Below are 26,690 nucleotides of genomic sequence, written 5' to 3' on the forward strand. Positions count from 1 at the left end.
CACTACCCTAATTTCGTGCAAATAGCCAGCCTGCGCCGGCATTGGCGCGAAGAAAGCGTAGGGCGCGAAGAAAGCCTGGATCGAACGACCATGTCGCATGCCTCACCCTGGTGGACGCCGCACGTCCATGCCGACCGGCGTCCGTTTCTTCTCGGACGCAACCGGATCCAGTCGGCATTGCGCCGGTTCTTCGACGAGCGCGACTTCATCGAAGTCGATACCGCGACGCTGCAGGTTTCGCCGGGCAACGAAGCCCATCTGCACGCCTTCGCCACCCAGGCGCTCAACCATGATGGCTCCGCCCATCCGCTCTATCTGCACACCTCGCCGGAGTTTGCCTGCAAGAAGCTGGTCGCCGCCGGCGAAAAGCGCATCGCCTGCTTCGCCCATGTCTACCGCAACCGCGAGCGTGGGCCGCTGCACCATCCGGAATTCACCATGCTCGAATGGTACCGCGCCGGCGAGACCTACGAGACGCTGATGCGCGACTGCGCCGATATCGTGGCGCTCGCGGCGCGCACGGCCGGCGTCAGTCGGTTCACCTTTCAGGGCCGCACCTGCGACCCCTTCGCCGAGCCTGAGCGCCTGGCGGTGGCCGAGGCCTTCGCGCGCTTTGCAAACATCGACCTCCTCGCCTCGATCGCCTCCGATGGCGAAACGGACCGGGACGCGCTTGCTGGCGCGATGGTACCGGTCGGGTTGCGGGTTGCCGCCGACGATACCTGGGCCGACCTGTTCAGCCGCGTGCTGGTCGAAAAGGTCGAACCACATCTCGGCTTTGGCCGCGCCACGATCCTCGACGAATATCCGGTTGCCGAAGCTGCCCTTGCCCGGCCGACCGCGCGCGACCGCCGCGTTGCCGAACGCTTCGAGCTCTATGCCTGCGGCGTCGAACTCGCCAATGCGTTCGGCGAACTGACCGACGCTTCCGAGCAGCGCCGCCGGTTCGAGATGGAGATGGCGGAAAAAGCCCGCGTCTATGGCGAGACCTATCCGCTCGACGAAGATTTTCTGGCGGCGCTCGCCATCATGCCGGAAGCCAGCGGCATAGCGCTCGGTTTCGACCGGCTGGTCATGCTGGCGACGGGTGCCACGCGCATCGACCAGGTGCTCTGGGCGCCGGTGGCGGAGACGGCGAGATGAACGTTCACCGCCCGATCAAGACGGCCGTTGAATTGGTTGATGCCGGCCTTGTCCAACCGTCGCAGCAAGAGGCCGTTTCGCGCGTCGCCGAGCGCTATGCCGTCGCCATCAGCCCGACGATCGCGCAGCTTATCGACCGCGATGATCCGAACGATCCGATCGCCCGCCAGTTCGTGCCCGATGCCGCCGAGCTGACGCTGCTGCCAGAAGAGCGCGAAGATCCGATCGGTGACAAGCCGCACAGCCCGGTCACCGGCATCGTCCACCGCTATCCCGACCGCGTGCTCCTGAAGGCCGTGCACGTCTGCCCGGTCTATTGCCGCTTCTGCTTCCGCCGCGAAATGGTCGGCCCACAGGGGCTTGGTACGCTGACACCGGCCGAACTCGATGCGGCGATCGCCTATATCGCCGAGCATGAGGAGATCTGGGAAGTGATCCTTACCGGTGGCGATCCGCTGGTGCTTTCGCCGCGCCGCCTCACCGAAATCATGGAGCGGCTGAAGCTGGTCGCGCATGTCAAGATCGTGCGCTTCCACACCCGCGTGCCGGTGGTCGAGCCCGAGCGCGTCAACGCCGAGCTCATCGCAGCCCTCAAGGCCAGCGGCAAGGCCACCTATGTGGCGCTTCACGCCAACCATCCGCGTGAACTCACGCAGGAAGCGCGCGACGCCTCAGCCCGATTGATCGATGCCGGCGTCGTCATGGTCAGCCAGTCGGTGCTTCTCAAAGGCGTCAATGACGATGCGGACGTGCTTGCCGCCCTGATGCGCGCCTTCGTCGAAACCCGGATCAAGCCCTACTATCTGCACCATCCGGATCTGGCACCCGGCACCGGCCATTTCCGGCTGTCGATCGAGGAGGGCCAGGCCCTCGTCGCGTCGTTGCGTGGCCGGGTCTCCGGCCTCTGCCAGCCCGCCTATATCCTCGACATTCCGGGCGGTCACGGCAAGGCGGCGATCAGTGCGGCATCGATCGCAGCGGACGGCGGCGGTTGCTACACCGTCACCGACTTCCGTGGTGAAGAGCACACCTACCCGCCAAAAATCTGAGAAAAATTTCAAGACGGCGTCACAGGTGCGCAAAGCCAATCGTCAGATGGTCATGTGATCAACGATCGCGGCAATCAGCCGTCCGAACCGTATCTGAGGCATTGAGATGGGTAGCATGAACAGCATTGATATCTTCGAGGACGCACGTCCCCGTCTTCTCGGCCTCGCCTACCGGATCCTCGGATCGCGGGCGGACGCGGAAGACGCGGTGCAGGACACATTCGTGAAGTGGCAGGAGGCCGATCAACGGGCGATCGAAAGCCCGGCCGCATGGCTGACCACTGCCTGCACCCGCCGTTGCCTCGACCTCCTGAAGGCGGCGCACCGCAAGCGCGTCGACTATGTCGGCGCCTGGCTGCCGGAACCGATCCATACGGCAAGCGAAGACAATGCCGAGGAAAAGCTGGCGCTGACCTCGTCGCTCACCACCGCGTTCCTTTTGATGCTGGAGCGGCTGACGCCGAAGGAGCGGGCCGCCTATCTGCTGCATGAAATCTTCGGCCAGCCCTATGAAGAGGTCGCTGAAACGCTCGACATGCAGGAGGCGGCCGCGCGGAAGCTGGTGTCGCGCGCCAAGACCAATATCGGCGTCGAGAAGAGCCGTCACCAGACGCCGCGCGAACGCCAGGACGAATTGCTGTCGGCTTTCCACACGGCGATCCACGGCGGCAACATAGCCGGCCTCTCGAGCCTGCTTTCCGCCGACGTGCGACTGACCGCCGATGGCGGCGGCAAGGTGGCGACAGTGCTCGGCGTGCTCTCGGGCAAGGAAACCGTGCTTGCCTTCATCGCCGACAGGCTCACCGAATACTGGGCGCACTATGTCTGGGACGTTGCCGAGATCAATGGCGGCCGCGGCATTGTGCTCAGGGGCGAGACCGAAAATGATATCGCCGCCAGCGTTTCCTTCGGCTATGACGGCGACGGAAACGTCAACGACATCTTCATCGTTCGCAATCCGGACAAGCTCGCCCATCTCGGTGACGCTGCGGTCCACTGAATCAGAGCACTTCCCAGGAAAAGTGCGAAGCGGTTTTCCGTCGGGAAATGCGTAAAAACAAAGAGATAGAGTCGCTCCAAAACCCCATTTTAAACGGGAGTGCTCGATCGGCGCCGACGGGGGCAAACCCGACGCGCTCGCGCAGCGATGCGCCGCGCGTTAATTGCCGTGACGCCAAAGGAAAGGTGCACACATATGCTCGACAAGACATCCGACCCCGCTGATAAGGCCAACAGCGGCTGGCTCGCCTTGCTATCGGGCGAAAACGCCATTCATTCGATCGTGCTGAGCGGCGGCGTGGCGCTCCATGCCCTGAACATCTATGTCGTCACCACCATCATGCCGTCGATCGTGCGCGAGATCGGCGGGCTCGAATATTATGCCTGGAGCACGACCGTCTTCGTCGCCGCATCCATCCTCGGCGCAGCGCTCTCGGCCCGGCTGCTTGCTGCCGTCGGCGCCGGTTCGGCCTATGCGATCGGCGCTCTCGTCTTCGGCCTCGGTACACTTCTGTGTGCCTCAGCCCCCGATATGCTGGTGCTGCTTGGCGGCCGGGCGATCCAGGGTTTTGGCGGCGGCCTGCTCTATGCGCTCGCCTATGGCGTCATCCGGCTGGTGTTTGCGCCGGCGCTCTGGACCCGTGCCATCGGCCTGATCTCGGCGACCTGGGGCACGGCAACGCTCATCGGCCCGGCAGTCGGCGGCATGTTTGCGGAATTTGCCACCTGGCGCGCCGCCTTCTGGTCGCTGCTGCCGCTGACGGCACTTCTGGCAGCACTTGCCTTCTGGACGTTGCCGCGCAACGCTTCGTCCGAGGACAAACGCACACCGCTGCCCGTGATGCAACTGCTGCTCCTAGTCGGCATTGTCCTGGCTCTTTCGATCGCAAGCACGCTGTCCACATCAGCTGAGCAGCTCGCCTCGGTCGGCGCGGCCATCCTCATGTTCGCCGTGCTTCTCTTGGTCGAACGCCGGGCTGCCGGCAAGCTGCTGCCGAGCGGCAGCTTCACCATAACCTCCCCGCTGGCAGCACTTTATGCTACGATCACTCTGTTGATGATCGGCATGCAGCCGGAGATCTACGTGCCGTATCTGCTGCAGGAATTGCATGGGCTGTCGCCGCTGGTTGCCGGCTACATCGCTGCGCTGATGTCGATCGGCTGGACCGCAGGATCGATGACCAGCGCACACTGGCACGGCGACAGGGCGCAACGCACGATCTTCGCCGGACCTGGCTTCGGCTTTGCCGGCCTGGCGCTGATCGCCGTGTTCATGCCGATGGCTGGCGCCGGCTTTGCCGCGATCGCCGCGCCGCTCTCGGCAGGTATCATGGCGGTCGGTTTCGGCATGGGTTTCGCCTGGCCGCATATCGTGACGGCCGTCTACGAACTGGCACCACAGGGCGAGGAAGAGAAGGCTTCGAGTTCGATCACCACCGTGCAGCTTTTCGCCGCCGCGCTCGGTGCTGCCCTTGCCGGCCTGGCTGCCAATCTGGCGGGTATCGAAGCAAGCACCACCGGCGGCGTTGCCCGCGCGACGCAATGGCTCTTCTGGCTGTTTGCGCTGGCACCGGCACTGGCAATGCTGACGGCGAAGCGCGTCCGTCGGGCTCGTGCCGCAAAGGCAACCGGAGCCTAGAGCGTTTTTCGCATTTCCTGACGGAAAACCGCTCCGCACTTTTCCTGGAAATGCTCCAGGCCGCGGATACGGCCCATCGTTTCCGGGGCCGTGTCTCCTGCATAATTCCTTAAATCGGATCCGATTCAAGGATAAAATTATGCAGCAAGTTTAAAGCGCTACAGGGTCCTGTGCGCGTTATATTTGACGCGCGGCGTTGTAGAGGAGGAAACGATGGACGCCGACGAGATCGGCCTTAGCGGCGCGCAAGAGACGCTGCTGATCACGCTGCAGGCAAAGGCCGCCGAAAGCGCGCTTCCCGATTCCCTCCTGCACGACCATTTCGCCGCCGATGCCATGCGGCGTCTCGGGCAAGCCGCGCAGCGTCTCGACGTCGGCCATGACATGACGATCGGGATCGCCATGCGCGCCTATCTCGTCGACCGATGGACACAGGCTTTCATCGCCAGGCACCCGGATGCAACCGTGCTGCATCTCGGTTGCGGCCTTGATAGCCGCGTTTTCCGCGTCGATCCGCCCGAGCAGGTGCGGTGGTTCGACATCGATTTTCCTGATGTGATCGCGTTGCGCCGCAGGCTCTATCCGGATCGCGCCAGCTACACGCTGATCGGATCTTCGGTGACGGAGGCAGGATGGCTTGCGACCATACCGGATGACAGCCGGGCGATCGTCGTCGCCGAAGGCGTCCTGCCCTATCTCGCTGCAGACGACGTCTACGATCTGCTTCGGCGCCTTTTGGAACATCTGCCGGCGGGCGAGGTCGTCTTCGACGGCTATAGCCACCTGGGCATTCAATTGCTGCGCTTCAATCCCGCCATCCGCGCCACCGGCGCCGAGCTTCGCTGGGGCATCGACGATCCACGCATGCTGGAGCGGCAGGTTCCGGGCCTCAGTCTGCTGGAGGAGGTCAGCGACTACGATCCAAGCCAGATAGAAAGGATGTCCGCGGCCGCGCGCATCGCCATCCAGCTCTTCAGCGTGATGCCCATACTGCAGCGGATGGGGCGGCTTTTGCGCTATCGTTTCTAGAGCATTCCCCGGAAAAGTGCGAAGCGGTTTTCCGTCACGAAATGCGTAAAAACAGAGAGATAGAGCGTTTCTGCGACTCGGTCTAAACCGGAAACACTGCAGTAGGGCCGCGGAGAGGCTGTCGCCCTCAACGAAGAAGGGCTGCACCGGTTCTGGCACAGCCCTTCGATGTTCAGATATCCAGCAGAAGCGATCAGCCCTGCTTGATCGGCGCGATCGAGATTTCGACGCGGCGGTTCTGCGCCCGGCCGGCTTCGCTGCCGTTGGAGGCGATCGGCCGTTCCTGGCCGAAGCCCATGGTGGCCATGCGGCGCTGGTCGACGCCCTGGCTTGCCAGATAATTGGCAACGGACGCGGCGCGGCGCTCGGAAAGGCCCTGGTTGTAGGAGGCACTGCCGGTCGAATCGGTATGGCCGTCGACGTCGATCAGCGTCTTGTTGAACTTGCGCAGCACGATCGCCACGGAATTCAGCGTGTCGTAGAAGGCCGGAATCACCTGGTCGCGGTCGGTTGCGAAGGTGATGTTCGACGGCATGTTCAGGATGATGCGGTCGCCGGCGCGGGTAACGGAAACCCCGGTGCCCTGCAGCTGGGCGCGCAGCTCCGATTCCTGGCTGTCCATGTAGTTGCCGACGAGGCCGCCGCCGAGCGCACCGATACCGGCACCGACGAGAGCGGCATCACGCCGTCCCGCAGAACTGCCGCCGACGAGAAGACCGGTCGCTGCACCGAGACCCGCGCCGATCAGCGCGCCGCCGGCGGTGTTCGACATCTTCTGCTCACCCGTATAGGGATCAGTGGTCGTGCATCCTGAGAGATAGATGGCCGCTACAGCCAGTATGGCGCATTTCTTGATCATAGAATCAATGGTCCCTATTCGTGCTCAAAGGTGCTTCATACTAGCGATTGCGGCAGGAAGATGAAGAGGCGTCCCACTGATGCCATGGTTTGACGACAAATGGCCACATGGCCACGGTTGTCGTCATGACAGGGCCGGATACTAACCGATCCTTCACACGCTCTTGATAACAAGCGCGTTCGAGGAAAATCGAGGCGGACTATCTGATGGCAATCGAGTTTGGCGACACGCAACGCAGTCTCAGCGACACGCTCAATGGGATGATCGGGTCCATTCGCGGCAACACGATCACGCTTCGCGACCTGATGACGGGCATCGGCGAACAGGGCTTTCTGCTGCTGTGCGCGCTGTTGACGCTGCCGTTTTTGCTGCCGGTCTCCATTCCCGGCGTCAGCACCGTCTTCGGTGCGGCCATCATCCTGATCTCGATTTCGATCACGCTCAACCGCCTGCCCTGGATGCCGCAACGCATCCTCGACCGGCAGATCGAAACCGAAAAACTGGTGCCGACGCTGCAGAAGGGTGCAGCACTTGTCTCGAAGCTCGATCGTTTCGTCAGGCCGCGCTTCGGTTTCTTGACGCAAGGCGCGCTGATGAACCGCTTCAATGGCCTGATGATCATGGCCGGAGGCGTGCTCCTGATGTTTCCGCTCGGCCTCATCCCGCTGTCGAACACGTTACCGGGCATCGCCATCCTGCTTCTGTCGCTCGGCATCATCCAGCGCGACGGATTGATGGTTGCTGGCGGCTATCTCTTCCTGATCGCAACCACGGTCTACTTCACCGTCCTCGCCTATATGGCGGTTGCGGCCGGCCAGGGCCTATCCACCTTCTTCGTTTCTTGAAGCCTGATAACTTCGCAAGTGAGCCTGACGCGTCGTCATCGACGCGCCGCTCGCCAGTCCGGCCGACTACAGCGCCGCGCGTCAAATATGACGCGCAAAGGACGCTGTATCGCTTTAAACTTGCTGCATAATTTTGCCCTTAAATCGGATCCGATTTAAGGAATTTTTGCAGTAGCCGGAGCGGCGGGTTGTCATGCCGGTGTCGCCTGGAAGCTCTTGTAGCTGGCGGAATCGGTCTGGACGCCGAGCTTTTCCATCAGCGCCGCACGGTCGATGTTAAGGCTCTTATCGAACTCGCCGATCGCCGCTGCGACCTTCGGCGCGAACTCTTCGCTTTCGAATTCGATCATGGTGCAGAAGTTGAACTTTCCCGGGCCGGCATGCTGCTCGAGGAACAGATCCTTGACGTAGCCTTCCTGGCTGCGAATGACCGCAAGCGTCTTTTCCACCAATTCGACGAACTCAGCGCGCGCCGCAGTCGGCACGGCAAACTTGTTGATGCGATAGAGCGCGACGATGCCGGTCTTTACATTGCTGCTCATTGAACTCTCCCTCAAGTGTCACTTCAAAGCCCGCCGGCGACCATTCTGCGGCGGGCAGCAACACTCGTACGACCTCAAGTAAAGTTGAGGTCAACAGGGGTCTCGCGAAAAAATAGGCATTGCCGCCACCGCGATGGTCGAATGCGTGCAGCCTTGCGCCTCCATCGTCACGCGATAAGCTCGGCTTTCGAAACCACGCGGAGATCGTCCAATGCCGTCAATGACCGTGGAATTGCGCAATGTCGAAGGCACCGAGGCGGCCCTGGGTTGGGTGGGCGGACACACGATCGTGGTCGACAGGCCCGAAGGCAAGGCCGGAGGCAGGGGGCTGGGGTTCAATGGCGGGCAATTGCTGGCTTTGGCGATCGGCGGATGCTTCTGCAATGATCTGCGCTATGTCGCAGCAGAGGCCGGCGCGCGCCTCGGGCGACTTTCTGTCAGCGTGACGGTCGAGCTTGACGGCAGCCCGCTGCTGGCGACCGCAGCAACGATGACGGTCGGGCTCGAAACCCTCGACGGGTCGGACCCGACCGAGATCATCGAGCGGGCGAAGGCAAGCTGCATGGTCAGCAACTCGCTGCGCGCCGGCGTGCCGGTGGAGATCCGCACTGCCGCCTGACCGCCGGAAAAGCCTCAGGCGGCGATACCCTTGAGCACATTGGCGACATTGAGCCCGATTTCCGGCACGCCGTAGCCGCCTTCCATGCAGACGACGACCGGCACGCCTGCCCTTTTCAGCCTCTCGCCCATATCAAGATAATCCTCCGACTTCAGCTTGAACGACGAAATCGGATCCCGCTCGAACGTGTCGACGCCGAGCGAAACGACCAGCGCCTCGGCACAGAACGCTTCGATGCGGCGAAGCGCATCCTCCATCGCGGCCGACCAGGCGGCAAAGCCCGTCCCGCGCGGCAGGGGATAGTTCTTCGTCGAGCCTAGACCTTCGCCTGCCCCCTCCTCGTCGGCAAAGCCGAGAAAATATGGGAAAGCGTCGACCGGATCGCCGTGCAGCGAAGCGAAATAGACGTCGCCGCGCTCGTAGAAGATATCCTGGGTGCCGTTGCCATGGTGGAAATCGACATCGAGCACAGCCACTCTGGCGGCACCGAGATCACGCAGCCGCTGCGCGGCGCAGGCGGCGTTGTTGATGAAGGAATAGCCGCCAAAAAGATCGATCGCCGCGTGATGGCCGGGCGGGCGGCAGAGAGCAAAAGCGGCCCTGCTGCCCGCATTGACATGCTCGGCTGCGGAAATCGCACAATCCATCGCCGCGCGCGCAGCCGCGTAGGTGCCTTCGGTGATCGAGGTTTCGGCGGCAAAGGCGTAGTAGCCAAGCGCCCCGTCGATATCCTTGGGTGGGTGCTGGCGCATCCGGCGGGCGGGAAAGCAGGTCGGGATCGCCTCGCCGCGATAGCCATCGGCGACCCAGCGTGCCCAGGCGGTTTCCAGAAATTCGAGGTAGTCGGCTGCGTGCAGCTTGCCGGCCGTTTCCAGCCCGTGATGTTTGGGCGCGACGACGTCGTGGAAGCCCGCTTCCCTTACCGCCGCCAGAATCCACTCGGCACGAAACGGCGCCTCGAATGGCGCAACCAGTTCGCCGCCGAACAATTCGCTGCGGGCATCGCGCAGCCTGTGGTCTTCGGAATAGAATATGCGCATGCAGATGATGTCCCGGTTGAGTTCGTGGAGCGAACGGAGCGTCGGCAACCTAGCGCAGGGTCCGGGCCGCTGGCTACCTCAGCGGGCGCCCCCTCATCCGGCCTGCCGGCCACCTTCTCCCGCGAGCGGGGCGAAGGACTATTGCGGTAAGCTCCGATCTCCCCTCTCCCCGCTTGCGGGGAGAGGGTCGGGGTGAGGGGCTTTTACACCAAGTGAGAAGCATCAAACCAAGCGAGTGACGATCACCCCTGAACCGCGATGCGCTTGTAGAAAAGCGTCGTGGCGCAAAGTCCACCTTCCGGCCACATCGCATAGTCGGGAATGACGCCAACGCGCTCCCATCCCAAGCGCGGATAGATCGCCTCCGCCTCGCTGCCGGTTGCCGTGTCGAGAACCAGCAACTCCTTGCCGCGCAGAGCCGCCTCGCGCTCGATGGCCTGCATCAACAGTCGTGCGACGCCCTTGCCGCGGGCGGCGCGATGGACGAGCAGCTTCTTCAGGTCGCCGCGATGCGGCTGGTTGGGCATCTGCGCCACGCCGACCTGGACCGTACCGACAATCCGCCCCTCGTCTTCGGCGACCATCAGCAGCGTTTCATCGCCGGCAACCGCATTGGCGACACCATCCCAGTAAGGCAAGGCCGCCTGTGGCGGATAGGGCTGCATGAAACCGACGGAAGCGCCGCCCTCGACGCAATCGGACAATATCTCGGCGAGCGCCGGCACGGCGGAACGGGCTTCGGCTTCGGTTAAAAGTCGGATTACTATGTCAGGCATGGTCAAACCCTGGTTCGGCTAAGGATGACGGCGTAGTGAGCCGGCTCATCATGGGGATTGTGAAAGACGTGGGCTTGCTCGAGGCCCATGAACAGGCAATCGCCCGTCTCCAGCACATAGGGGCCGGATTCCATGGTCAGTTCGAGCCGACCGGAGAAAAGCCAGAGATGCTGCGTGGTACCCCGGTCGGCCGGTTGCCGCTCAAACACCACGCGGACACCCGGCGGGAACTCGACCTCAACGATATCGACCGGGGAACCGACGCCTTCCGGCGAGACCGAGCGGCGCAGATAGCCGGATTCCGGATCCCGCCAGAGTCTTTGATCGGCTCGCCTTGCAACCGGCGAGGCCTGCTCGCTTTCAAAGGCAAAGAGCGCAGACAGTGTGGTCGAGAGCGCGCTGCAGAGCTTGGCCAGCAACTGCGCCGTCGGGCTCGCCTCGCCGCGCTCGATGCGGGAGATCATCGCTCGGCTGACGCCGGAACGCGTCGCCAGATCGTCAAGTGTCAGGTTCTGCTCGGTCCTCAGCGAACGAACGCGTTCGCCGATGGCATGCTCGAGTGGGTCGGCGGCATTTTCCATTATTTGAGATTGCATTTCTCATATAATGGAGTCAAGACCGTGCGGGACTGAAAATAAAGGCTGATAATGCCGCTTTGGCGACATTGCGACGACATGCTTTCGGCTAAGGTCCGCAACAGGCATCCGGAGCGAAAAAGCATTCTTACTCAATAATTTAGCAGAGTCTCACAAAACGGGCCGTCACGGCCGATGGAACGGACCGACAAGACATGGACAAGCAGCCCTCCTCGCTGACGTCGATCGCCAGCATAGTGATGTCGATGACGGCTGTGGCGATCGGCAACGGCGTGATGCTTGCCTATGTGCCTTTCGTGCTGACGCGGTCCGATGCGCCGGAATGGGTGCCGGGTGCGGCCGTCACCATGATCGCCTTCGGTGGCCTTGTCGGCTGTGTGATCGCCGGACCGATGATCCGCCGGGTCGGCCATGCGCGGGCGTTCTCATGCTCGATGGCACTGGTCATCCTTTCGGCGCTGACGATCAGCCTCGGCATGCACCCGATCCTCTGGGTGCTTGCCCGCGGCCTTTACGGCGCTGCCGGCAACACCAATTTCATCATCAGCCAGAGCTGGCTGAACCATGCCAGCGACAACCATTGGCGCGGCAAGGCCATGGCCACCTTCTACATGGCCTATGTGATCGGGCTCGGCACCGGCGCCTGGCTGTTCGGGCAGATTCCCGCCGACGGCAACCTGCCGCCGCTGATCACCATCTTCTTCACCGCCCTTGCCATCCTGCCGATCGGCCTAACCCGCCTGCCGACGCCGCCGGCGCCGGCCAAGGTCAGCATCGACATCCCGATGGTCTGGCGCAGTTCGCCTGTCGCCTTCATCGGCGTGCTTGCCGCCGGCGGTCTGTCGATGGTGGTGCAGGGCTTCACGCCGATCTATGCCGCCGCCAATCAGGTGAGCCAAAGCGACGTCGCCAACCTGATGTTCGTGATGCAGCTCGGACTGATCGCCATCCAGTATCCGATGGGCACGCTGTCCGACCGGATCGACCGCCGGCTGGTGCTGATCGCCACCTGCCTGCTCATCGTCGTCGCCGGCTTCTTCGCGATCTCGGCGACCTTCAGCAATCTTCTCCTGCTGATGGTCGTCTTTGCGCTTTTTGCCGGTGCGGTCGAGACCGTCTATTCCATCGCCAATGCGCATGCCAACGACCGCACCGATCCGGCGGATTTCGTGCCGCTTGCCAGCACCATGCTGGTCGCCTGGTCGGCGGCCGCAACCCTGGTGCCGATGCTGGTGACGCTGCTGACGCCGGTGTTCGGGTCGCGCACGTTCATCTATGCGGCGATGGTCGTTGCAGCGCTCTACGCGCTGTTCGTGCTGATGCGCTTGCGGAAACGCGACGAGGTGCCGGCCGGCGAGCGCGAGACCTTCGAACTGAAGAGCGCGCAGGTGCCGAATGCCGGCGCGCTCATCGACGCCGAGGCAAGAGCCGAATAGCCGCAGAAGCCATGCGATTTATAGTGAACGAAGCCTTCATTTCCCGCTTTGCGCGGCTTGAACGCACTGCTATATGCGGCCCATGAGCACAACATCTTCCAAGACGCCCCTGTCGCATATCCGTAACTTCTCGATCGTGGCCCATATCGACCACGGCAAATCGACGCTGGCCGACCGACTGATCCAGTCGACGGGCGGCCTTGCCGAGCGAGAAATGTCCGAGCAGGTGCTCGACAGCATGGATATCGAGCGCGAGCGCGGCATCACCATCAAGGCTCAGACCGTGCGTCTGCACTACAAGGCCAATGACGGCGAGACCTACGTGCTGAACCTCATCGACACGCCCGGCCACGTCGACTTCGCCTACGAAGTCTCGCGGTCGCTGTCGGCCTGCGAAGGTTCGCTGCTGGTCGTCGACGCATCACAGGGCGTGGAAGCCCAGACGCTCGCCAACGTCTACCAGGCGATCGACAACAATCACGAGCTCGTCACCGTGCTCAACAAGATCGACCTTCCCGCCGCCGAACCGGAACGGATCAAGGAACAGATCGAGGAAGTGATCGGCATCGACGCGTCCGACGCCGTGCTGATCTCGGCCAAGACCGGCCTCGGCATTCCCGACGTCTTGGAAGCGATCGTCACCAAGCTGCCGGCGCCGAAGAGCGAGGGCGGCGATGCGGCACCGCTCAAAGCCCTGCTCGTCGATAGCTGGTACGACACCTATCTCGGCGTCATGGTTCTCGTGCGTATCATCGACGGGACGCTCAAGAAGGGCATGACCATCCGCATGATGGGCACCGACGCCAAGTACTCCGTCGAACGCATCGGCGTGCTGACGCCGAAGATGGTGGCCATGGATGCGCTCGGCCCGGGCGAGATCGGCTTCATCACCGCTTCGATCAAGGAAGTGGCCGATACCCGCGTCGGCGACACCATCACCGAGGACAAGCGCCCGACCGCCAAGGCACTGCCGGGCTTCAAGCCGGCGCAGCCGGTGGTATTCTGCGGCCTGTTCCCCGTCGATGCCGCCGACTTCGAGGACCTGCGCTCGGCGATGGGCAAGCTGCGCCTCAACGACGCGTCGTTCTCGTTCGAAATGGAATCGTCCGCCGCCCTCGGCTTCGGCTTCCGCTGCGGCTTCCTCGGCCTGCTGCATCTGGAAATCATCCAGGAGCGGCTGGAGCGCGAGTTCGACCTCGACCTGATCGCGACGGCCCCTTCGGTCGTCTACAAGCTGTTCATGACCGACGGCTCGGAGCGTGAGCTGCACAACCCGGCCGACATGCCGGATGTCGTCAAAATCGCCGAGATCCACGAGCCGTGGATCCGCGCGACGATCCTGACGCCCGACGACTATCTCGGCGGCATCCTGAAGCTCTGCCAGGACAGGCGCGGCATCCAGATCGAACTGACCTATGTCGGCACCCGCGCGATGCTGACCTACGACCTGCCGCTCAACGAAGTCGTGTTCGATTTCTACGACCGGCTGAAGTCGATCTCCAAGGGCTATGCCTCGTTCGACTACCAGATCACCGATCACAAGGAAGGCAACCTTGTGAAGATGTCGATCCTCGTCAACGGCGAGCCGGTCGACGCGCTATCGATGATGGTGCACCGGATGGCAGCCGAAAAGCGCGGTCGCGAAATGTGCGAGAAGCTCAAGGAGCTGATCCCGAAGCACATGTTCAAGATCCCGATCCAGGCGGCGATCGGCGGCAACGTCATCGCCCGCGAGACCATCTCGGCGCTGCGCAAGGACGTGACGGCCAAGTGCTACGGCGGCGACGCCACCCGCAAGCGCAAGCTTCTGGAAAAGCAGAAGGCCGGCAAGAAGCGCATGCGCCAGTTCGGCAAGGTGGAGATTCCGCAGGAAGCCTTCATCGCCGCACTCAAGATGGGCGACGAATAAGGGCGGTTCGACTGTCGATACTTCGACGTCGTTCAGGATGCAGAAAACAAAACGGGCGGCCTGCTGGCCGCCCGTTTTGTTTGATCCAGGCAGCGGCTATCGGCGGTAGCGCCCTCGTAAGCCGCGATCAGGCCGGGGCGGAAGCGCTCGCTTCACACCTCGGTGAGCAAATACCGCTTCGAGATTCGATCCACGACTAGGCCGCTCTTGAGCGGCACGGCCTTGTCGACCTTGTAGTCGACGAAGCCCATCTTGCCGTAATAGGCAAGGCCGCCGGTATTGTCGGCGCGGATGGTGGCGTTGATCGCCGTAAGGCCCAACGCACGGGCCTTGTCCCTCGTCGCGGCAAACAGCGCCGAGCCGGCGCCGCGCACCTTGGCATCCGGTCGGGAGAAAGTGCCGATATCGGCCCAGCCTTCCGGCAAGCCGTCGTAGCGCTCGAGCGCCTGGAATGCGCAAGGACGGCCATCGGTGTCCTCGGCGACGAAGCAGCTGACGAAGCCCGGACCGCTGAGATAGTGTGCGGCAAAACTTTCGGACGTGAACGGCGTTTCGTTGGCGGTCGTGCCGCCGATCCGGATGATTTCGTTGAGGAAGGCGCAAAGCGCCGGTACGTCGGCAGGGGCTGCCGGGCGCACCTTGATTGTTGTTATCTCGTCGACCACCAAAAACTCCCTGTTGAACTATCGTTTGCCGGATAACGGCAGAGGTCGTGCCGGGTTGCCGACAACCGTCGCTCCGGCCGCCACGTCTTTGGTGACGACCGAGCCGGCCCCGATGATGGCGCCGTCGCCGATCGTCACGCCGCCGAGAACGATGGCGCCGCCGCCGATCCACACGTCCTTGCCGATCACGACCGGCCTTGCGATCTCGATGCCGCGACTTCTGAGCGGCACGTCCTTGTGATGCTCGGCGCAATAGATCTGCACGCCCGGGCCAAGCATCGAGCCCTCGCCGATCGAAATGCGGCCACTGTCCAGCATGGTGCAGCCGGCATTGAGATAGACGCGAGACCTGAGCGAAATGTTGATGCCGTAGGAGCAGTGAAACGGCGCCTCGATGAGAACATCGTCGGCGACGCTTGCGAAGAGCGCCCGCAGTGCCGGAGCCATCGACCCACGTGCATCGGGCGCCATGGTGTTGTGCTGATATACGGCGGCACGCGCTCGCTGACGCAGCTGCTCGAGTTCCGGGTCAAGGCAGCAGTACCAATCGCCCGCCGCCATCTTTTCGCGTTCGCTGGCGCTCACGCCTTCGCCCTTGCTTCGGCCGCCGCACGCCGCGCCAGGCTTTCGGCCGGCCACTGTGCCGCCATGTCGTAATAGATGTCGAAGGCGGGCGCGCCGCCTTGAAGCGACAGCCAGGCGACTTTCGAGCGCGTGAAAATATGGGCATCGGGCGGGAAGTCCGACGGCCGGTCGAGGCTGGCGATGCGCAGGAAGGACAGCCAGCCGCGCCGACCGTAATCGCTCCAGAGCGCTGTCTGGCATTCGGCGCAGCGGTAGACGTCATGCGGGCGGCCGCTCTCGGTCGGCAGCGTCACGACGACGGGCTCGCCCGCCGTCAACTCGATATTTTCCCGCTCGATGACGCCATTGACCACGAAGGCGCTTCCGACCTGCCGCTGGCAATCGGTGCAGTGGCAGCAATTGACGAACATCGGCCGCCGCTTCAGCCGGTAACGGATGCGTCCGCAGAAGCAGCCGCCACCAATGTTTTCGTCCATCAGCAGGCCTCCTCCAGCACCTCGTCGCCCGGCGCTGCGGCATAAGCATCGCCGTGTCTGATGGTAGAAACCCAGGCGCGTGCCAAAGCGAGCCCGGCGGCATTGGCCTTTTCGCCATGACGCCGGGCGTGGGCAGGGTATTCAGCCAACCAGTTGGGGTCGAGCCGATTGATCGTCTGCGGGAACGAGCGGTTCCAATCCTCGACAAGGTCGGTGTCGGCCTCGAAGTGGAACTGCGTGCCGTAGGCGGCACGACCGATGCGAAACGCCTGATGCCGCGTGACGTCGTTTTCAGCAAGGTGCATGGCCCCTGCCGGAAGCGTGAAGGTATCGCCATGCCATTGGAAGATCGGGAAGCTTTCGCCGACGGATGCCAGCACCGGATCGCTCTGTCCTTCGGCACGCACGCGCACATCGTGCCAGCCGAATTCCTTGGCTTCGCCCAGCAGATTCTTCGCACCATAGGCGCGCGCCAGAAGCTGGCTGCCGAGGCAGATGCCGAGTACGGAACGCTCGCTGTCGCCGAAGCGGCGCATCAGCGTTGCCAACTGCGGGAGATAGGGGAAAGCCTCATCGTCAAGCGCACTCTGCTCGCCGCCGAGCACGACCAGCGCATCGTAGCCATCGGGTCCAGCCGGAACCGGGTCGCCGGCATAGGCGCGGCGAACCTCGATCTCCGCCTTGACCTCGCGAAGCGCCGTGCCTACCTGGCCGAGCTCCGTCTTCGCCATGTTTTCCACCACCAGTACCCGCATGATAACCTACCCTTCGTCGTATGGGCGGAAGATTGATCACGTCATGCGCTTTGGTTCAAGAGGCGAGAGAGCACCCGTACTCACCGCTGAAAGCAGCCGGGCCTTGACTTCCGTGCCAAACTTTCCGACTTTCGGGGCATCATGATGCTCGCGATTTCTTCCCTTCGCTGCTTCCGGGTGTGCCCGATCGCAGGAACCTGACCCCAGCCCGGATGCTTGCGCTCTCCGGGTCAGGGGAGCCTTTCGCGTCGGCAAATGAGAACCTCGTTCCCAGGCCACGATCCGAGCGCCAAGTTTTTCCAGATAGAATTAGCAACGACGGCGCCCATGGCCCGTCGAAGAGAACGTCAGGTATCATCATGGCGACGACCGCCCGCAACAAACTTCCCGCGATCATCATCAATGCCGAGGATCACAAGCGCCTGACGGCGCTTGCCTCTGCCGCCCTCGAGCGTATCCCTGAAGTCGCCGAGGCGCTTCTGTCCGAACTCGACCGGGCACGCACCACCACGCCGGAGAAGCTACCGGCCGACAGCGTGCAGATGGGCTCCACCGTCGCCTTCGACGCCGACAACGGTTTTGCCAAGCAGGTGACGCTCGTCTATCCCGGCGAGGCCGATATCGAGGCTGGGCGTATTTCGGTGCTGACGCCCATCGGCGCGGCCCTGATCGGGCTCTCCGTCGGCCAGTCGATCGATTGGCACGACCGCTCCGGCAAGGTCCACCGGATGACCATCCGCAGCGTTACACCGGCCGAACGGGCCTGAGCGCATCGCCCTGCCTGCCGGATGGCGAAGGCCGCGCGGCGGACGATGGGGGATGTGCATCGCTTCCCCCAAAAACACGTCGAGGAGGCCGGTCATCAAACCGCCCTCCCCGCTTTCAATATGCCTGAAGGCTTGTCAGAACTGCTTGCCGAGCTTGGCGTCGACGGACTGGCTGTTGGCGCCGCGAACGGCAAAGAAGAACAGGATCGCTGCCCAGAGAACGGACTTTTCGGCGCCGCCGAGACCCTCTCCCTGCACGATGCCGTGGAAATAGACAGTGACGAGCAGCACGATCGTAGCGGCGAAGGCGGCCGGACGGGTGAGAAGGCCGATCGCGATCAGGATGCCGCCGAAGAATTCTGTGGCAGCCAGCAGCGGCGACCAGAAGACGCCGGGATAAAAGCCGAGGCTTTCGACCATGCCGACAGCGCCGAACGGATTGACGATCTTGCCGTAGCCGTGGGTTACGAGCAGGACGCCGCACAGAACGCGCAGCAGCGTTTCGGCAAAGGTATCGAGCGGCAGATAGATCTTTTCCAGCGCCGGCAGGATTGCACGGGGACGGGAAGTCGAAACGGTGGCATCAGTCATGAGAAGGTCCTCTTGGAGGTGGCTGCGACAATATGTGCAATGCAGCAATGTCTCGCCGGCCGCCTTTTCCTTTGCAAGGGAGCGGTCGATAAAAACATGACCAAATCAGTTGACAATTGCGTGAGAGACGCGTGACTGCCGGTTGTTCACGATCGCCTGCTATAGCGCGCATCATGGAACACGCCCCTGGACACAGTAACGCTTGAACTTTGCTGAACAATTTTCTCTTCGGGACGGTTCCGATTTCCAGGAGTTATGCAGTATGTTGCCGCGCACAAACCAGCCGGGAATCATCAGATGGACGAGAAGCCGCGGATCACCATCCTTTATTGCACGCAGTGCAACTGGCTGTTGCGCGCCGGCTGGATGGCACAGGAGCTGCTGCAGACCTTCGGCCAGTCGCTGGGTGAAGTGGCGCTGATTCCCGGCACCGGCGGCAATTTCGAGATCCGCGTCAATGACGAACTGATCTGGGAGCGCAAGCGTGACGGCGGTTTTCCCGGGCCGAAGGAATTGAAGCAGCGCATCCGCGACATCATCGAGCCGGAGCGCGATCTCGGCCACACCGACAGGAGCTGATCCTGGATTTCGGCATTCTTGCTGGCGTTTTCTCGGCAGCCTTCCTTTCCGCGACACTGCTGTTCGGCATGTCGGAGGCGGCGATCGTCGCCGCCGCACTTCATGGCGAGACGAGCCGTGTCGCTCTTTTCGTGGTGGCCACGGCCGGCAACGTGCTGGGTGCGGTCGTCAATTTCGTGCTTGGGCGGTTTTTGATCCGCTTCGAGGGAAGGCGCTGGTTTCCGATCTCGCCCACAGCACGGCAGAAAGCGGAGGCGCTGTTTGCGCGCTATGGCCAGCCGGTGCTGCTTCTAGCCTGGTTGCCCGTGGTCGGTGATCCGCTGACGCTGGTCGCCGGGTTGCTGCGCATGCCTTTTGCACTGTTCCTGGTGCTCGTGACGATCGGCAAGGCGGCGCGTTATGCCGCCGTGCTCTGGCTGACGCCGTAACGGCTCAACTGTGGGCGAAAATGTCGGTCTCGTCCCAGCCGAGCAGGTCGAGCTTGGAGCGGGTCGGAAGAAACGCGAAGCAGGCATCCGCATGCTCCATGCGGCCATCGCGCAACAGCCGGGCCGTCAGCTTTTCCCGCAGCGCATGCAGGTGCAGCACGTCGGACGCGGCATATTCGAGCTGCGCCGGCGACAGGATCGCCGCCGCCCAATCGGAGGACTGCTGCTGCTTGGAAATGTCGACGTCGAGCATTTCCTTCAGATTGTCCTTCAGTCCGTGGCGATCGGTATAGGTGCGGGTCAGGCGGGAGGCGATCTTGGTGCAAAACACCGGCGTCGTGGTCACGCCGAAGGTGTGGAAGAGCACGGCGATATCGAAACGGCCGAAGTGAAAAATCTTCTGGCGGGCCGGGTCGGCGAGCATGGCGACCAGGTTCGGCGCATCCGTCTGACCGGCGGCAATACGGATCACATCCGCGGTGCCGTCGCCCGGCGAAAGCTGGACGACGCAGAGCCGGTCGCGACGGGGGACGAGACCAAGCGTTTCCGTGTCGACGGCAATTGCACCCCTGTAGCGAGCGGCATCGGCTGCGGAAATATCGCCTTCGTGGAACCGTATTGCATTCGCCATCGAAAATCCCCAGATGAAACGGAAGTGGTGACGCCTATAGCGCAAGTTTGGCCCTGGCGAAACCTTGTCATGGCACCTCACCGCGGGTGCTGTCTTCGAAAGCTCGCATTGATGACCTCCTGCCGCCCTGCCCTCGTTCTCTCTGCCCTCACACTGATCCTCGGCCTGTCGGCCATGCCGGCGCGGGCGCAGAACTACATGGATCTACCCGGCGTGCGCCCGATGGATCCCCTGAATGAAAACGGCGACAGGGTTGTCTGCCAGCAGACACTTATCGATCGTAACTATCCGTTCGAATCGAGCTCGCGCGGTGGGCCGCGCTACGACACGATCTACAACTGCCGCCGCGGCGACGGCCCGGTATTCCAGGGTAGCGATCTGCCGCCGTCGCTCTATCGGCAGAAGCGGGGGCTCGGCTACTAAAGCGCGTCGCAATCTCCAGGATTCGCTTGCTGCGCTTTAAGCTCTTATGCATGTCGTTATCGCAGAACCGCAGCACACTTTGCGCGACATGCATTAACCCGCTGCACCGGTTCGGCTTGGCAAGCCGCTGAATACTTCCTAGAAAATTGGGCAAGGAACCGTGGAGGTGTTCTGCCCCCACCCAGGAGGAACAATGCCCAACGACAGCAGACCGCTCGCCATCAGCGCGCCGGCGCCTCGCACGCTCGACCTGATCTTCACTGCCGATGCGTTGAAGCAACTGCACGCACGCTACCGCATCGTCGAAGCCGATCCGGAAGACATAGCGGGCCTCGGAGACGAGGTGCTGTCGCAAGCACGCTACATCATCGGCCAGCCGCCGCTGGACCACCACACCCTGTTACGCCTGCCGAAGCTGCGCGCCATTCTCAATGTCGAGAGCAACCTGATCAACAACATGCCTTACGAGGTGCTGTTCGAACGCGGCATTCATGTCGTCACGACCGGCCAGGTTTTTGCCGAGCCGGTTGCCGAAATGGGGCTTGCCATGGCCCTCAACATCGCTCGCGGCGTCGTCGACGCCGATCTCGCCTTTCGCGAGGGCCGGGAACTTTGGGGTGGCGACGGCAATCGCTCGGCGCGGCTGCTCTCCGGCTCGGACATCGGCATAATCGGCTTCGGTGATCTGGGCAAGGCGCTCAACCGGGTGCTATCGGGCTTCCGCGCCAGGATCCGCGTCTTCGATCCCTGGATGCCGGCCTCCATCCTCCGGGACAACGGCGTCGAACCGGCATCATTGGAAACGGTGCTGACAGAAAGCGATTTCGTCTTCGTCGTGGCGTCGGTCACCAGCGAAAACGAGGGCTTTCTCGGCGCAAAGGCTTTTGCCAGCATGCGCCCCGGTGCGGCCTTCATCCTGCTCAGCCGCGCCGGCGTCGTCGATTTCGATGCGCTGATGGCGGCCGTCGAAAGCGGGCATATCGTTGCCGCCAGCGACGTCTTCCCGCAGGAGCCGCTCCCACTCGATCACAGGGTGCGCCGCCTTCCCGGCTTCCTGCGCTCGGCGCACCGCGCGGGCGCGCTCGACAGCGCCTTCAAGAGGATGGGCGACATGGTGCTGGAAGACATGGACCTGATGGACCGCGACCTGCCGCCGATGCGCTGCAAGCGTGCCGAGCGCGAGACGGTGGCGCGGATGCGCTCCAAGCCGGTGACGGTCAACTGAGCCACCGTTTTTCACGGGTGGATTTCGGCGGGTTCGTGCATCCCGCCGATTAACGTGTTTTATGGGAATTGCATATAGAGTTCAACGCAGCGGCGGCATGTATATCATCGGCACACGCAAAAGTCGCCGGAACAGTACAAACCGTAGTGTAGAGCGAAACCAGAGGCCCGTAATGGCAGACAAGGCGCCCGACGCTCGACAAAGCAGAACAAGCGATGGCTGGAACAGTTCCCTCCGGTCACTGTTCAGCCTGGTTATGGTCGCCATGCTGATCGCCGTTTCCACGATCCTCGTCGGGCTTGACTATAACCGCTCGCGCAATGCCGCGATCGCGGATGCAGAGGCCAATATGCATGGCTTCATGAGCCGGTTGGTCGACCGGCTGGGCGTACTCTCAGGTGATACCTCCGCGCTCGTCAGCCTCGTCTCGTCGGTTGCCAATTCCTTCCTCGTGCCGCCACCGGAGCGGATGAACGACAAGGTGGCAGTCCTGCGCGAGGGCATTACCCGTTCGCCGCATATCGACGGGGTCTATGTCGGCTACCCCAACGGCGCCTTCTTTCAGATGGTCGACCTCAAGCAGATCGCATGGCGCATGGCGCTCGATGCGCCGCGCGGCGCGGCCATTGCCGTGCGCTCGATGGAAAAGGATGCAAGCGGCAAGCCCCTCCAGCGAGTGCTCTTCCTGGACAAGGATGGTACGCAATTCTCCGAACGGCGCGTGCCACCCTCAGACTTCGACCCACGAACCAGGCCTTGGTATCGAGCGGCCGTAAACGGAAAGGCTGCGGTCTCGACCGGCCCCTACGAAAGTGCCACGACCGAAACGCTTGGAATGACGATCTCGCAGGCCCATCGCGGCAATCCGCAGATCGTCATCGGCGCCGACGTAATCCTCGATACGATCACCGATTTCCTCGCCCGCGAGCGGCTGACGGCGGGCTCGGTCTCTTTCATCCTCGATGCCGTCGGTAGACCGATCATCCATTCCGACCGGGTGATGATGCGACGCATCATGGCGGCGAAGGATAAGGATGGCCCGATCGTTCAGGCTGAGAGCGACCCCCTGATCAAGAGCATCCGTCTCAATCCGCCAGCGCCCGGCAAGGCCGACTTCGTCGAAGTCGGAGACCGAACCTATCTCGTCATGGTGACGCCGCTCGAATCCGCGCTGCTTCTCTCCGGCAACCGCGCCGTGGTGGCCGCGCCGCTCGATGAACTGATGGCAGAGGCTAACCGGACGCTCGTGCAGGGATTGGCAATTTCCGCAGCGGTCGTGGCGCTCGCGGTGCTCGCCTCCCTGGTGCTTGCGCATCTGATCACCAAGGGACTGAACCAGTTGACCGCCAGCGCCAACCGGCTGCAGGACCTGGACTTCACCACGCCGATCGACGTGTCGTCGCATGTCAGCGAGATTTCCACGCTCGGCGGTGCGATGAACCGGGCGCGCGACGCGATCTTCACCTTCGCGCTGTACGTACCGAGGGAACTGGTGCGCAAGGGCATCGAATCCGGCCAGTTCAGCGGCCGCTCGGCCTGGCGCCAGGAGGTTACGGCACTTTTCACCGATATCTACGATTTCACCACCTTGAGCGAGCAGCACGCGCCGGAAGAAGTGGTGGCGATGCTTTCGGAATATTTCGACATCTTCAGCGAGGTCGTCGATGCCCATGACGGCACGATCATCCAGTTCCTCGGCGATTCGGTGTTTGCCATGTGGAACGCGCCGGCGCCGGACGAGCGCCATGCGGAGAACGCCTGTCGGTGCGCGCTGGCGGTCGAGGAACGGCTGCAGGCATTCAACGAAGCGCAGCGCAAGAAGGGCCTGCCGGAGTTCCGCACCCGCTTCGGCATCCACACCGGCACCGCCGTCGTCGGCAGCGTCGGCGCCAAGGAGCGGCTGCAATATACCGCCATGGGCGACACCGTGAACGTCGCCTCGCGGCTCGAAGGAATGAACAAGAACTACGGCACGACGATCATGGCAAGCGGCGCAGTGGTCGCCCAGGCGTCCGATGCGATCACCTTCCGGCCGCTTGGATCGGCGCAGGCAAAGGGGCGAACCACGGCACTCGATATCTACGAGGTGCTGAGCGCCAAGCCGGAAGCAACAGCACCGGCGGAAGCGCCGCCAGCCAAGCCGGAACACACGCAAGGCAGTGAAAGCGCTTAAGGGCCTTAGGGCCCAGCGCTGCGGCGCGGTCGGGTCACCCAGCGAATGCCTGCGGCCACAGCGAGCGCGAGCAGCGGCCAGATAGCCCAGAACACGCCGCGCCAGGTCAACAGATTGACGGTGAGGAGCACCAGTCCAGCAAGCGCAAGCGTGCCGATGCGCCGATCTACCCAGCTGTTTGCCTTCAGCCAGGCAAGGCCCCAAAGAATGCCAAGGCCGAGCAACGGCCAGACGGACCAGAAGACTTCGTTCCAGGTGAGCAGATTGAGCGCGACCAATCCCGCTGCGATTACGGCGAGCACAGGGAGCGATCCGCGCCTGATCGCCGCGATCACCCCATCGGCTCGCGCCGCATCGGGCTGGCCGGCGTCTGTACGCGCGGCACCGCCAGAGCGGCCAAAGGCTCCAAGCGCTATCGCCGGGTGCGCATCGGACGCACCGATGCGCACGGCGTAGCTCGGCACGCCGCCGTCGATGTTCTTGACCTCAAGCTGGCCGAGGAACTCGAAGCCGACGGATACCTTGTTGCGCACCTGGTCGTAGACCGTGTTGGAGATCACGATGCCGCCGGCAGGGGCGGAAGCCTGCAGGCGAGCGGCAACATTGACGCCATCGCCGTAGATATCGTCGTCCTCGGCGATCACGTCGCCGAGGTTGATGCCAATGCGAAACAGCATCTGCGCATCGTCTGCGCTTTTCGCGTTGTATCCGGCCAGCTCGCTCTGGACATCGATCGCCGCGCGCAACGCCTCGACGACACTGGGGAAATCGGCGATCAGCCCATCCCCCCAGGTATTGATGACCCGGCCGCCATGCGCCTCGATCAGGCGTGTCATGGCATCCCGGTAGCGTTTGAGAGTGGCAAGCGTACCCTCCTCGTCCGCCCGCATCAGGCGGGTATAGTCCTGGACATCAGCGGAGAAGATGGTCGTCAGCTTGCGACGCGTTTCAGCCATCGCGGTAGATCCTCGCATAAGATCCGCCACCGCAGCGGACAAACAGATAGTAGTGAGCCTAACACAGATCGCAAGATGCGCCGACAGGAGCGCTCGTCCCCGGCCGACACCCCTAATGGCGTCGATCCGCTGAACACTACCGAAATGGCGCGATCGGCGCGCCGGCACGCGCGAGAATCCGACGTGGGAAGGCAGGTTCCGCCGCGTCGCTTCGGGCACAGGAATTTGGGAAATTTTCGTTGTGGTGGCTTGCGGTCTTGGCTTGCCGCGACGGCTGAAATCCCGAAACGAAAAAACCCCGGCAAGCCGGGGTTTTTCAAACCAAAACAAATGTTTGGCTAAAGGAATGGTGCCCAGAAGAGGACTCGAACCTCCACACCCTTTCGAGTACCAGCACCTGAAGCTGGCGCGTCTACCAATTCCGCCATCTGGGCGACGGACCGGCATGTAAAAGGCCCGAGCCGAAGTGTCAACAGGCATTTTGAAGTTTTCGTGTCAGAACACGAAAAAGGTCAGTTTGACGTCGCTTTTGCCCAGGACCTGATTGTGGAAAGTCCTTGAGCAAGCAGTGCTTCCGCTTCAGCCGCCGTTTCGGCTTCGACATAGCAGCGCATCTCCGGCGCGTTGCCGGACGGGCGGAAATGAACAGTGCGGCCATCGGCAAGGGTGACACGCAGGCCATCGATGTCGCTGACGGCGACGGGGCGACCAATTTCGGCGAGAAACCCGGCAAGGTTCTCTGCCCCACCGTGCAGAAAAGCCATGAGCCGAGCGCTGGTTTCGACCGGGAAGTTTTCGAGCCGGTCGCTGAGCGCGACCGGAAGGCGATAGGATGCGGCCAGCGCCGAGAGGGTCACCCGGCGCTCGGCGGCGCGCGCGAGCACCGCGAGGATCGGCAGGAAACTGTCACGGGTGGGCAGGGCCTTGAGAACACCATTGCCGACGGGGAAGTCGCTGGCGGTCAGCGTGCCGCCGTTGGCTTCGAACCCGGCGACCTTCGTCGCACCATCCGCAACCGCTTGCGCCATTCCCGCGATGACATAGGGCGAACCGACGCGGGTGCGGATGACCGAAAGGCCTTCGGCACGTTCGAGGCCGGAATTGGAGGTGACCGGCGTCACGGCCACCTGAGCGCCGAGGAACTCACAGGCGACGAGGCCGAGCAGGTCGCCTCGAAGCGGAGCGCCTTTTTCGTCGGCAACCAGCGGCCGGTCGCCGTCGCCATCGGCCGAAACGATCGCATCCAGGCGATGTTCGGGAGCCCAGCCGGCAAGCTTGACGAGCGTCTCAGGCGAAACAGCCTCGGTATCGACAGGCACGAAGTCCTCGGATCGGCCGAGAGCGATCGTCTCGGCCCCGAGATGCGTCAGGAACTCGACGAGCAGGTCGCGGGCAACAGTGCTGTGCTGATAGACCCCAATGCGCAAACCGCGAAGCGATCCGGGCGGTAAAAGATCCCTGTTGCGCTGAAGGAACAGATCTTCAGCCAAGGCCGCATGGTCTTCGCCTGAGCCGGCCGCAGGCACGCTCTTGCCGGCAATCGCGTCGGCGAGAGCGCTGATCGCCAGTTCGTCGTCCTTGTCGATTTCGCCGTCCGGCCGGTAGAATTTGATGCCGTTGCGATCGGCGGGAATATGCGAGCCCGTGATCATCAAGCCCGCGGCTTTATGGACGAGACCGTAGAGCGCCAAAGCAGGCGTAGGCACCGTGCCGCAATCGAACACGCGAAAGCCTTCGCTCTTGAGGGCGTCGGCGCAAACGGCCGTAATTTCAGGGCTGGAATCGCGGAAGTCGCCGGCAATCAGGATCGGATCCCCCGCCTTCGCCTGCCCAGAGACGATCAGGTGCCGCGCGAAGGCTTTAGCATAGCGTGCAGACGGCTCGCCTTTCAGCTCCTCGGACAGGCCACGCAGGCCGCTGGTACCGAACTTCAATTGCATCTCATACTCCGCAAA

General features: G+C 62.9%; 28 protein-coding genes and 1 tRNA gene. 15 read left to right on the plus strand and 14 right to left on the minus strand.

From position 1 onward, the window contains the following. Positions 1–90: 90 nt before the first annotated feature. The 5 genes from epmA (at position 91) to ABIE33_RS21035 (ending at position 5,859) form a co-directional block, all read left to right on the plus strand. Positions 91–1,143 carry an EF-P lysine aminoacylase EpmA gene (gene epmA, locus ABIE33_RS21015; protein ID WP_429128977.1) on the plus strand — a complete coding sequence of 351 codons (1,053 nt, stop codon included), beginning with the start codon at positions 91–93 and terminating at the stop codon, positions 1,141–1,143. After that, complete coding sequence (locus ABIE33_RS21020) at positions 1,140–2,192, plus strand: lysine-2,3-aminomutase-like protein (protein ID WP_429128980.1); 1,053 nt, start codon at positions 1,140–1,142, stop codon at positions 2,190–2,192. The genes epmA and ABIE33_RS21020 overlap by 4 nt, the downstream gene beginning before the upstream one ends. Before the next feature lie 115 nt (positions 2,193–2,307). Further along, the gene (gene sigJ, locus ABIE33_RS21025; RefSeq protein ID WP_429128983.1) at positions 2,308–3,192 is read left to right on the plus strand and encodes an RNA polymerase sigma factor SigJ; all 885 of its coding nucleotides are present in this window, start codon (positions 2,308–2,310) and stop codon (positions 3,190–3,192) included. Between the two features lie 195 nt (positions 3,193–3,387). Beyond that, positions 3,388–4,830 carry an MFS transporter gene (locus tag ABIE33_RS21030; RefSeq protein ID WP_429128984.1) on the plus strand — a complete coding sequence of 481 codons (1,443 nt, stop codon included), beginning with the start codon at positions 3,388–3,390 and terminating at the stop codon, positions 4,828–4,830. Between the two features lie 213 nt (positions 4,831–5,043). Continuing rightward, entirely contained in the window at positions 5,044–5,859 is an 816-nt protein-coding gene (locus ABIE33_RS21035; RefSeq protein WP_429128986.1) for a class I SAM-dependent methyltransferase, read from the plus strand. Between the two features lie 193 nt (positions 5,860–6,052). On the opposite strand, the gene ABIE33_RS21040 is transcribed toward ABIE33_RS21035, so the two are convergent. Next, a complete protein-coding gene (locus tag ABIE33_RS21040; protein ID WP_429128989.1) occupies positions 6,053–6,718 on the minus strand; it encodes an OmpA family protein in 666 nt (221 codons plus the stop codon). Positions 6,719–6,924: 206 nt separating this feature from the next. Between ABIE33_RS21040 and ABIE33_RS21045 the strand changes: the two genes are divergently transcribed. Continuing rightward, positions 6,925–7,563, plus strand: coding sequence for an exopolysaccharide biosynthesis protein (locus ABIE33_RS21045; protein WP_429128992.1), 639 nt, complete (start codon positions 6,925–6,927; stop codon positions 7,561–7,563). A gap of 191 nt (positions 7,564–7,754) precedes the next feature. On the opposite strand, the gene ABIE33_RS21050 is transcribed toward ABIE33_RS21045, so the two are convergent. Then, positions 7,755–8,105, minus strand: a complete 351-nt coding sequence (locus tag ABIE33_RS21050) for an antibiotic biosynthesis monooxygenase family protein (protein WP_429128993.1) — start codon at positions 8,103–8,105, stop codon at positions 7,755–7,757. Positions 8,106–8,316: 211 nt separating this feature from the next. On the opposite strand from ABIE33_RS21050, the gene ABIE33_RS21055 reads away from it, so the two are divergent. Continuing rightward, entirely contained in the window at positions 8,317–8,724 is a 408-nt protein-coding gene (locus ABIE33_RS21055) for an OsmC family protein (RefSeq protein WP_429128996.1), read from the plus strand. Positions 8,725–8,738: 14 nt separating this feature from the next. Here the strand turns inward: ABIE33_RS21055 and ABIE33_RS21060 are convergent, their stop codons facing one another. The 3 genes from ABIE33_RS21060 to ABIE33_RS21070 all read right to left on the minus strand — a co-directional run bounded on the left by ABIE33_RS21060 (position 8,739) and on the right by ABIE33_RS21070 (position 11,121). Then, complete coding sequence (locus ABIE33_RS21060) at positions 8,739–9,764, minus strand: histone deacetylase family protein (RefSeq protein ID WP_429128998.1); 1,026 nt, start codon at positions 9,762–9,764, stop codon at positions 8,739–8,741. A gap of 242 nt (positions 9,765–10,006) precedes the next feature. Beyond that, positions 10,007–10,540, minus strand: a complete 534-nt coding sequence (locus tag ABIE33_RS21065) for an N-acetyltransferase family protein (RefSeq protein ID WP_429129001.1) — start codon at positions 10,538–10,540, stop codon at positions 10,007–10,009. Positions 10,541–10,542: 2 nt separating this feature from the next. Then, on the minus strand, positions 10,543–11,121 hold the full coding sequence (locus ABIE33_RS21070; protein ID WP_429129003.1) for a helix-turn-helix domain-containing protein: 579 nt from the start codon (positions 11,119–11,121) through the stop codon (positions 10,543–10,545). A 209-nt stretch (positions 11,122–11,330) separates the two neighbouring features. Between ABIE33_RS21070 and ABIE33_RS21075 the strand changes: the two genes are divergently transcribed. Continuing rightward, positions 11,331–12,572 carry an MFS transporter gene (locus ABIE33_RS21075; RefSeq protein ID WP_429129006.1) on the plus strand — a complete coding sequence of 414 codons (1,242 nt, stop codon included), beginning with the start codon at positions 11,331–11,333 and terminating at the stop codon, positions 12,570–12,572. 82 nt (positions 12,573–12,654) lie between these two features. Beyond that, positions 12,655–14,481, plus strand: coding sequence for a translation elongation factor 4 (gene lepA, locus ABIE33_RS21080; RefSeq protein WP_429129009.1), 1,827 nt, complete (start codon positions 12,655–12,657; stop codon positions 14,479–14,481). 152 nt (positions 14,482–14,633) lie between these two features. On the opposite strand, the gene ABIE33_RS21085 is transcribed toward lepA, so the two are convergent. Genes ABIE33_RS21085 through ABIE33_RS21100 form a run of 4 tightly spaced genes read right to left on the minus strand, consistent with a single transcriptional unit; the run spans position 14,634 to position 16,962 of the window. Beyond that, on the minus strand, positions 14,634–15,125 hold the full coding sequence (locus ABIE33_RS21085) for an N-acetyltransferase family protein (RefSeq protein WP_429129377.1): 492 nt from the start codon (positions 15,123–15,125) through the stop codon (positions 14,634–14,636). Between the two features lie 39 nt (positions 15,126–15,164). Next, positions 15,165–15,731, minus strand: a complete 567-nt coding sequence (locus tag ABIE33_RS21090) for a sugar O-acetyltransferase (RefSeq protein ID WP_429129012.1) — start codon at positions 15,729–15,731, stop codon at positions 15,165–15,167. Continuing rightward, the gene (locus ABIE33_RS21095; protein WP_429129014.1) at positions 15,728–16,207 is read right to left on the minus strand and encodes a GFA family protein; all 480 of its coding nucleotides are present in this window, start codon (positions 16,205–16,207) and stop codon (positions 15,728–15,730) included. Before ABIE33_RS21095 ends, ABIE33_RS21090 begins: the two co-directional genes overlap by 4 nt. After that, positions 16,207–16,962, minus strand: coding sequence for a type 1 glutamine amidotransferase (locus ABIE33_RS21100; RefSeq protein ID WP_429129016.1), 756 nt, complete (start codon positions 16,960–16,962; stop codon positions 16,207–16,209). The genes ABIE33_RS21095 and ABIE33_RS21100 overlap by 1 nt, the downstream gene beginning before the upstream one ends. 359 nt (positions 16,963–17,321) lie before the next feature. Between ABIE33_RS21100 and rnk the strand changes: the two genes are divergently transcribed. Further along, positions 17,322–17,729, plus strand: coding sequence for a nucleoside diphosphate kinase regulator (gene rnk / locus ABIE33_RS21105; RefSeq protein WP_429129017.1), 408 nt, complete (start codon positions 17,322–17,324; stop codon positions 17,727–17,729). 135 nt (positions 17,730–17,864) lie between these two features. Here rnk and ABIE33_RS21110 read toward each other — a convergent pair whose 3' ends face one another. Further along, on the minus strand, positions 17,865–18,320 hold the full coding sequence (locus ABIE33_RS21110) for a DoxX family protein (RefSeq protein WP_429129020.1): 456 nt from the start codon (positions 18,318–18,320) through the stop codon (positions 17,865–17,867). Positions 18,321–18,617: 297 nt separating this feature from the next. On the opposite strand from ABIE33_RS21110, the gene ABIE33_RS21115 reads away from it, so the two are divergent. Then, positions 18,618–18,899 (plus strand): SelT/SelW/SelH family protein, encoded by a 282-nt coding sequence (locus ABIE33_RS21115; protein ID WP_025425523.1) that lies wholly within the window; start codon positions 18,618–18,620, stop codon positions 18,897–18,899. Positions 18,900–18,982: 83 nt separating this feature from the next. Continuing rightward, the gene (locus tag ABIE33_RS21120) at positions 18,983–19,327 is read left to right on the plus strand and encodes a YqaA family protein (RefSeq protein WP_429129380.1); all 345 of its coding nucleotides are present in this window, start codon (positions 18,983–18,985) and stop codon (positions 19,325–19,327) included. A 4-nt stretch (positions 19,328–19,331) separates the two neighbouring features. On the opposite strand, the gene ABIE33_RS21125 is transcribed toward ABIE33_RS21120, so the two are convergent. Next, positions 19,332–19,958, minus strand: coding sequence for a ribonuclease D (locus ABIE33_RS21125; RefSeq protein WP_429129023.1), 627 nt, complete (start codon positions 19,956–19,958; stop codon positions 19,332–19,334). A gap of 111 nt (positions 19,959–20,069) precedes the next feature. Between ABIE33_RS21125 and ABIE33_RS21130 the strand changes: the two genes are divergently transcribed. From ABIE33_RS21130 to ABIE33_RS21140, 3 genes are all read left to right on the plus strand, one after another. After that, entirely contained in the window at positions 20,070–20,381 is a 312-nt protein-coding gene (locus ABIE33_RS21130) for a hypothetical protein (RefSeq protein ID WP_429129026.1), read from the plus strand. Positions 20,382–20,574: 193 nt separating this feature from the next. Next, positions 20,575–21,606, plus strand: a complete 1,032-nt coding sequence (locus tag ABIE33_RS21135) for a hydroxyacid dehydrogenase (protein WP_429129029.1) — start codon at positions 20,575–20,577, stop codon at positions 21,604–21,606. A gap of 172 nt (positions 21,607–21,778) precedes the next feature. Then, entirely contained in the window at positions 21,779–23,779 is a 2,001-nt protein-coding gene (locus ABIE33_RS21140; protein WP_429129032.1) for an adenylate/guanylate cyclase domain-containing protein, read from the plus strand. 5 nt (positions 23,780–23,784) lie between these two features. Here ABIE33_RS21140 and ABIE33_RS21145 read toward each other — a convergent pair whose 3' ends face one another. The 3 genes from ABIE33_RS21145 to ABIE33_RS21155 all read right to left on the minus strand — a co-directional run bounded on the left by ABIE33_RS21145 (position 23,785) and on the right by ABIE33_RS21155 (position 26,675). Continuing rightward, positions 23,785–24,735: an adenylate/guanylate cyclase domain-containing protein gene (locus ABIE33_RS21145; RefSeq protein WP_429129035.1), complete on the minus strand. Its 951-nt coding sequence runs from the start codon at positions 24,733–24,735 to the stop codon at positions 23,785–23,787. A 347-nt stretch (positions 24,736–25,082) separates the two neighbouring features. Then, positions 25,083–25,169, minus strand: a tRNA-Leu gene (locus tag ABIE33_RS21150). A 78-nt stretch (positions 25,170–25,247) separates the two neighbouring features. Further along, on the minus strand, positions 25,248–26,675 hold the full coding sequence (locus ABIE33_RS21155; RefSeq protein WP_429129036.1) for a phosphomannomutase: 1,428 nt from the start codon (positions 26,673–26,675) through the stop codon (positions 25,248–25,250). Positions 26,676–26,690: the final 15 nt, after the last annotated feature.

The organism is Ensifer sp. 4252 (assembly GCF_050434565.1).
GTDB lineage: Bacteria > Pseudomonadota > Alphaproteobacteria > Rhizobiales > Rhizobiaceae > Ensifer.

Excerpts from the sequence above, each read along its gene's own strand:
- ABIE33_RS21035 (WP_429128986.1), top strand. The coding sequence starts at position 5,044 with ATGGACGCCGACGAGATCGGCCTTAGCGGCGCGCAAGAGACGCTGCTG.
- ABIE33_RS21095 (WP_429129014.1), bottom strand. The coding sequence starts at position 16,207 with ATGGACGAAAACATTGGTGGCGGCTGCTTCTGCGGACGCATCCGTTAC.
- ABIE33_RS21040 (WP_429128989.1), bottom strand. The coding sequence starts at position 6,718 with ATGATCAAGAAATGCGCCATACTGGCTGTAGCGGCCATCTATCTCTCA.
- ABIE33_RS21055 (WP_429128996.1), top strand. The coding sequence starts at position 8,317 with ATGCCGTCAATGACCGTGGAATTGCGCAATGTCGAAGGCACCGAGGCG.
- ABIE33_RS21100 (WP_429129016.1), bottom strand. The coding sequence starts at position 16,962 with ATGCGGGTACTGGTGGTGGAAAACATGGCGAAGACGGAGCTCGGCCAG.
- ABIE33_RS21060 (WP_429128998.1), bottom strand. The coding sequence starts at position 9,764 with ATGCGCATATTCTATTCCGAAGACCACAGGCTGCGCGATGCCCGCAGC.
- rnk (WP_429129017.1), top strand. The coding sequence starts at position 17,322 with ATGGCGACGACCGCCCGCAACAAACTTCCCGCGATCATCATCAATGCC.
- ABIE33_RS21070 (WP_429129003.1), bottom strand. The coding sequence starts at position 11,121 with ATGGAAAATGCCGCCGACCCACTCGAGCATGCCATCGGCGAACGCGTT.
- ABIE33_RS21020 (WP_429128980.1), top strand. The coding sequence starts at position 1,140 with ATGAACGTTCACCGCCCGATCAAGACGGCCGTTGAATTGGTTGATGCC.
- lepA (WP_429129009.1), top strand. The coding sequence starts at position 12,655 with ATGAGCACAACATCTTCCAAGACGCCCCTGTCGCATATCCGTAACTTC.
- ABIE33_RS21030 (WP_429128984.1), top strand. The coding sequence starts at position 3,388 with ATGCTCGACAAGACATCCGACCCCGCTGATAAGGCCAACAGCGGCTGG.
- epmA (WP_429128977.1), top strand. The coding sequence starts at position 91 with ATGTCGCATGCCTCACCCTGGTGGACGCCGCACGTCCATGCCGACCGG.
- ABIE33_RS21110 (WP_429129020.1), bottom strand. The coding sequence starts at position 18,320 with ATGACTGATGCCACCGTTTCGACTTCCCGTCCCCGTGCAATCCTGCCG.
- ABIE33_RS21130 (WP_429129026.1), top strand. The coding sequence starts at position 20,070 with ATGACCTCCTGCCGCCCTGCCCTCGTTCTCTCTGCCCTCACACTGATC.
- ABIE33_RS21050 (WP_429128993.1), bottom strand. The coding sequence starts at position 8,105 with ATGAGCAGCAATGTAAAGACCGGCATCGTCGCGCTCTATCGCATCAAC.
- ABIE33_RS21045 (WP_429128992.1), top strand. The coding sequence starts at position 6,925 with ATGGCAATCGAGTTTGGCGACACGCAACGCAGTCTCAGCGACACGCTC.
- ABIE33_RS21125 (WP_429129023.1), bottom strand. The coding sequence starts at position 19,958 with ATGGCGAATGCAATACGGTTCCACGAAGGCGATATTTCCGCAGCCGAT.
- ABIE33_RS21140 (WP_429129032.1), top strand. The coding sequence starts at position 21,779 with ATGGCAGACAAGGCGCCCGACGCTCGACAAAGCAGAACAAGCGATGGC.
- ABIE33_RS21135 (WP_429129029.1), top strand. The coding sequence starts at position 20,575 with ATGCCCAACGACAGCAGACCGCTCGCCATCAGCGCGCCGGCGCCTCGC.
- ABIE33_RS21115 (WP_025425523.1), top strand. The coding sequence starts at position 18,618 with ATGGACGAGAAGCCGCGGATCACCATCCTTTATTGCACGCAGTGCAAC.
- ABIE33_RS21065 (WP_429129001.1), bottom strand. The coding sequence starts at position 10,540 with ATGCCTGACATAGTAATCCGACTTTTAACCGAAGCCGAAGCCCGTTCC.
- ABIE33_RS21145 (WP_429129035.1), bottom strand. The coding sequence starts at position 24,735 with ATGGCTGAAACGCGTCGCAAGCTGACGACCATCTTCTCCGCTGATGTC.
- ABIE33_RS21155 (WP_429129036.1), bottom strand. The coding sequence starts at position 26,675 with ATGCAATTGAAGTTCGGTACCAGCGGCCTGCGTGGCCTGTCCGAGGAG.
- ABIE33_RS21075 (WP_429129006.1), top strand. The coding sequence starts at position 11,331 with ATGGACAAGCAGCCCTCCTCGCTGACGTCGATCGCCAGCATAGTGATG.
- sigJ (WP_429128983.1), top strand. The coding sequence starts at position 2,308 with ATGAACAGCATTGATATCTTCGAGGACGCACGTCCCCGTCTTCTCGGC.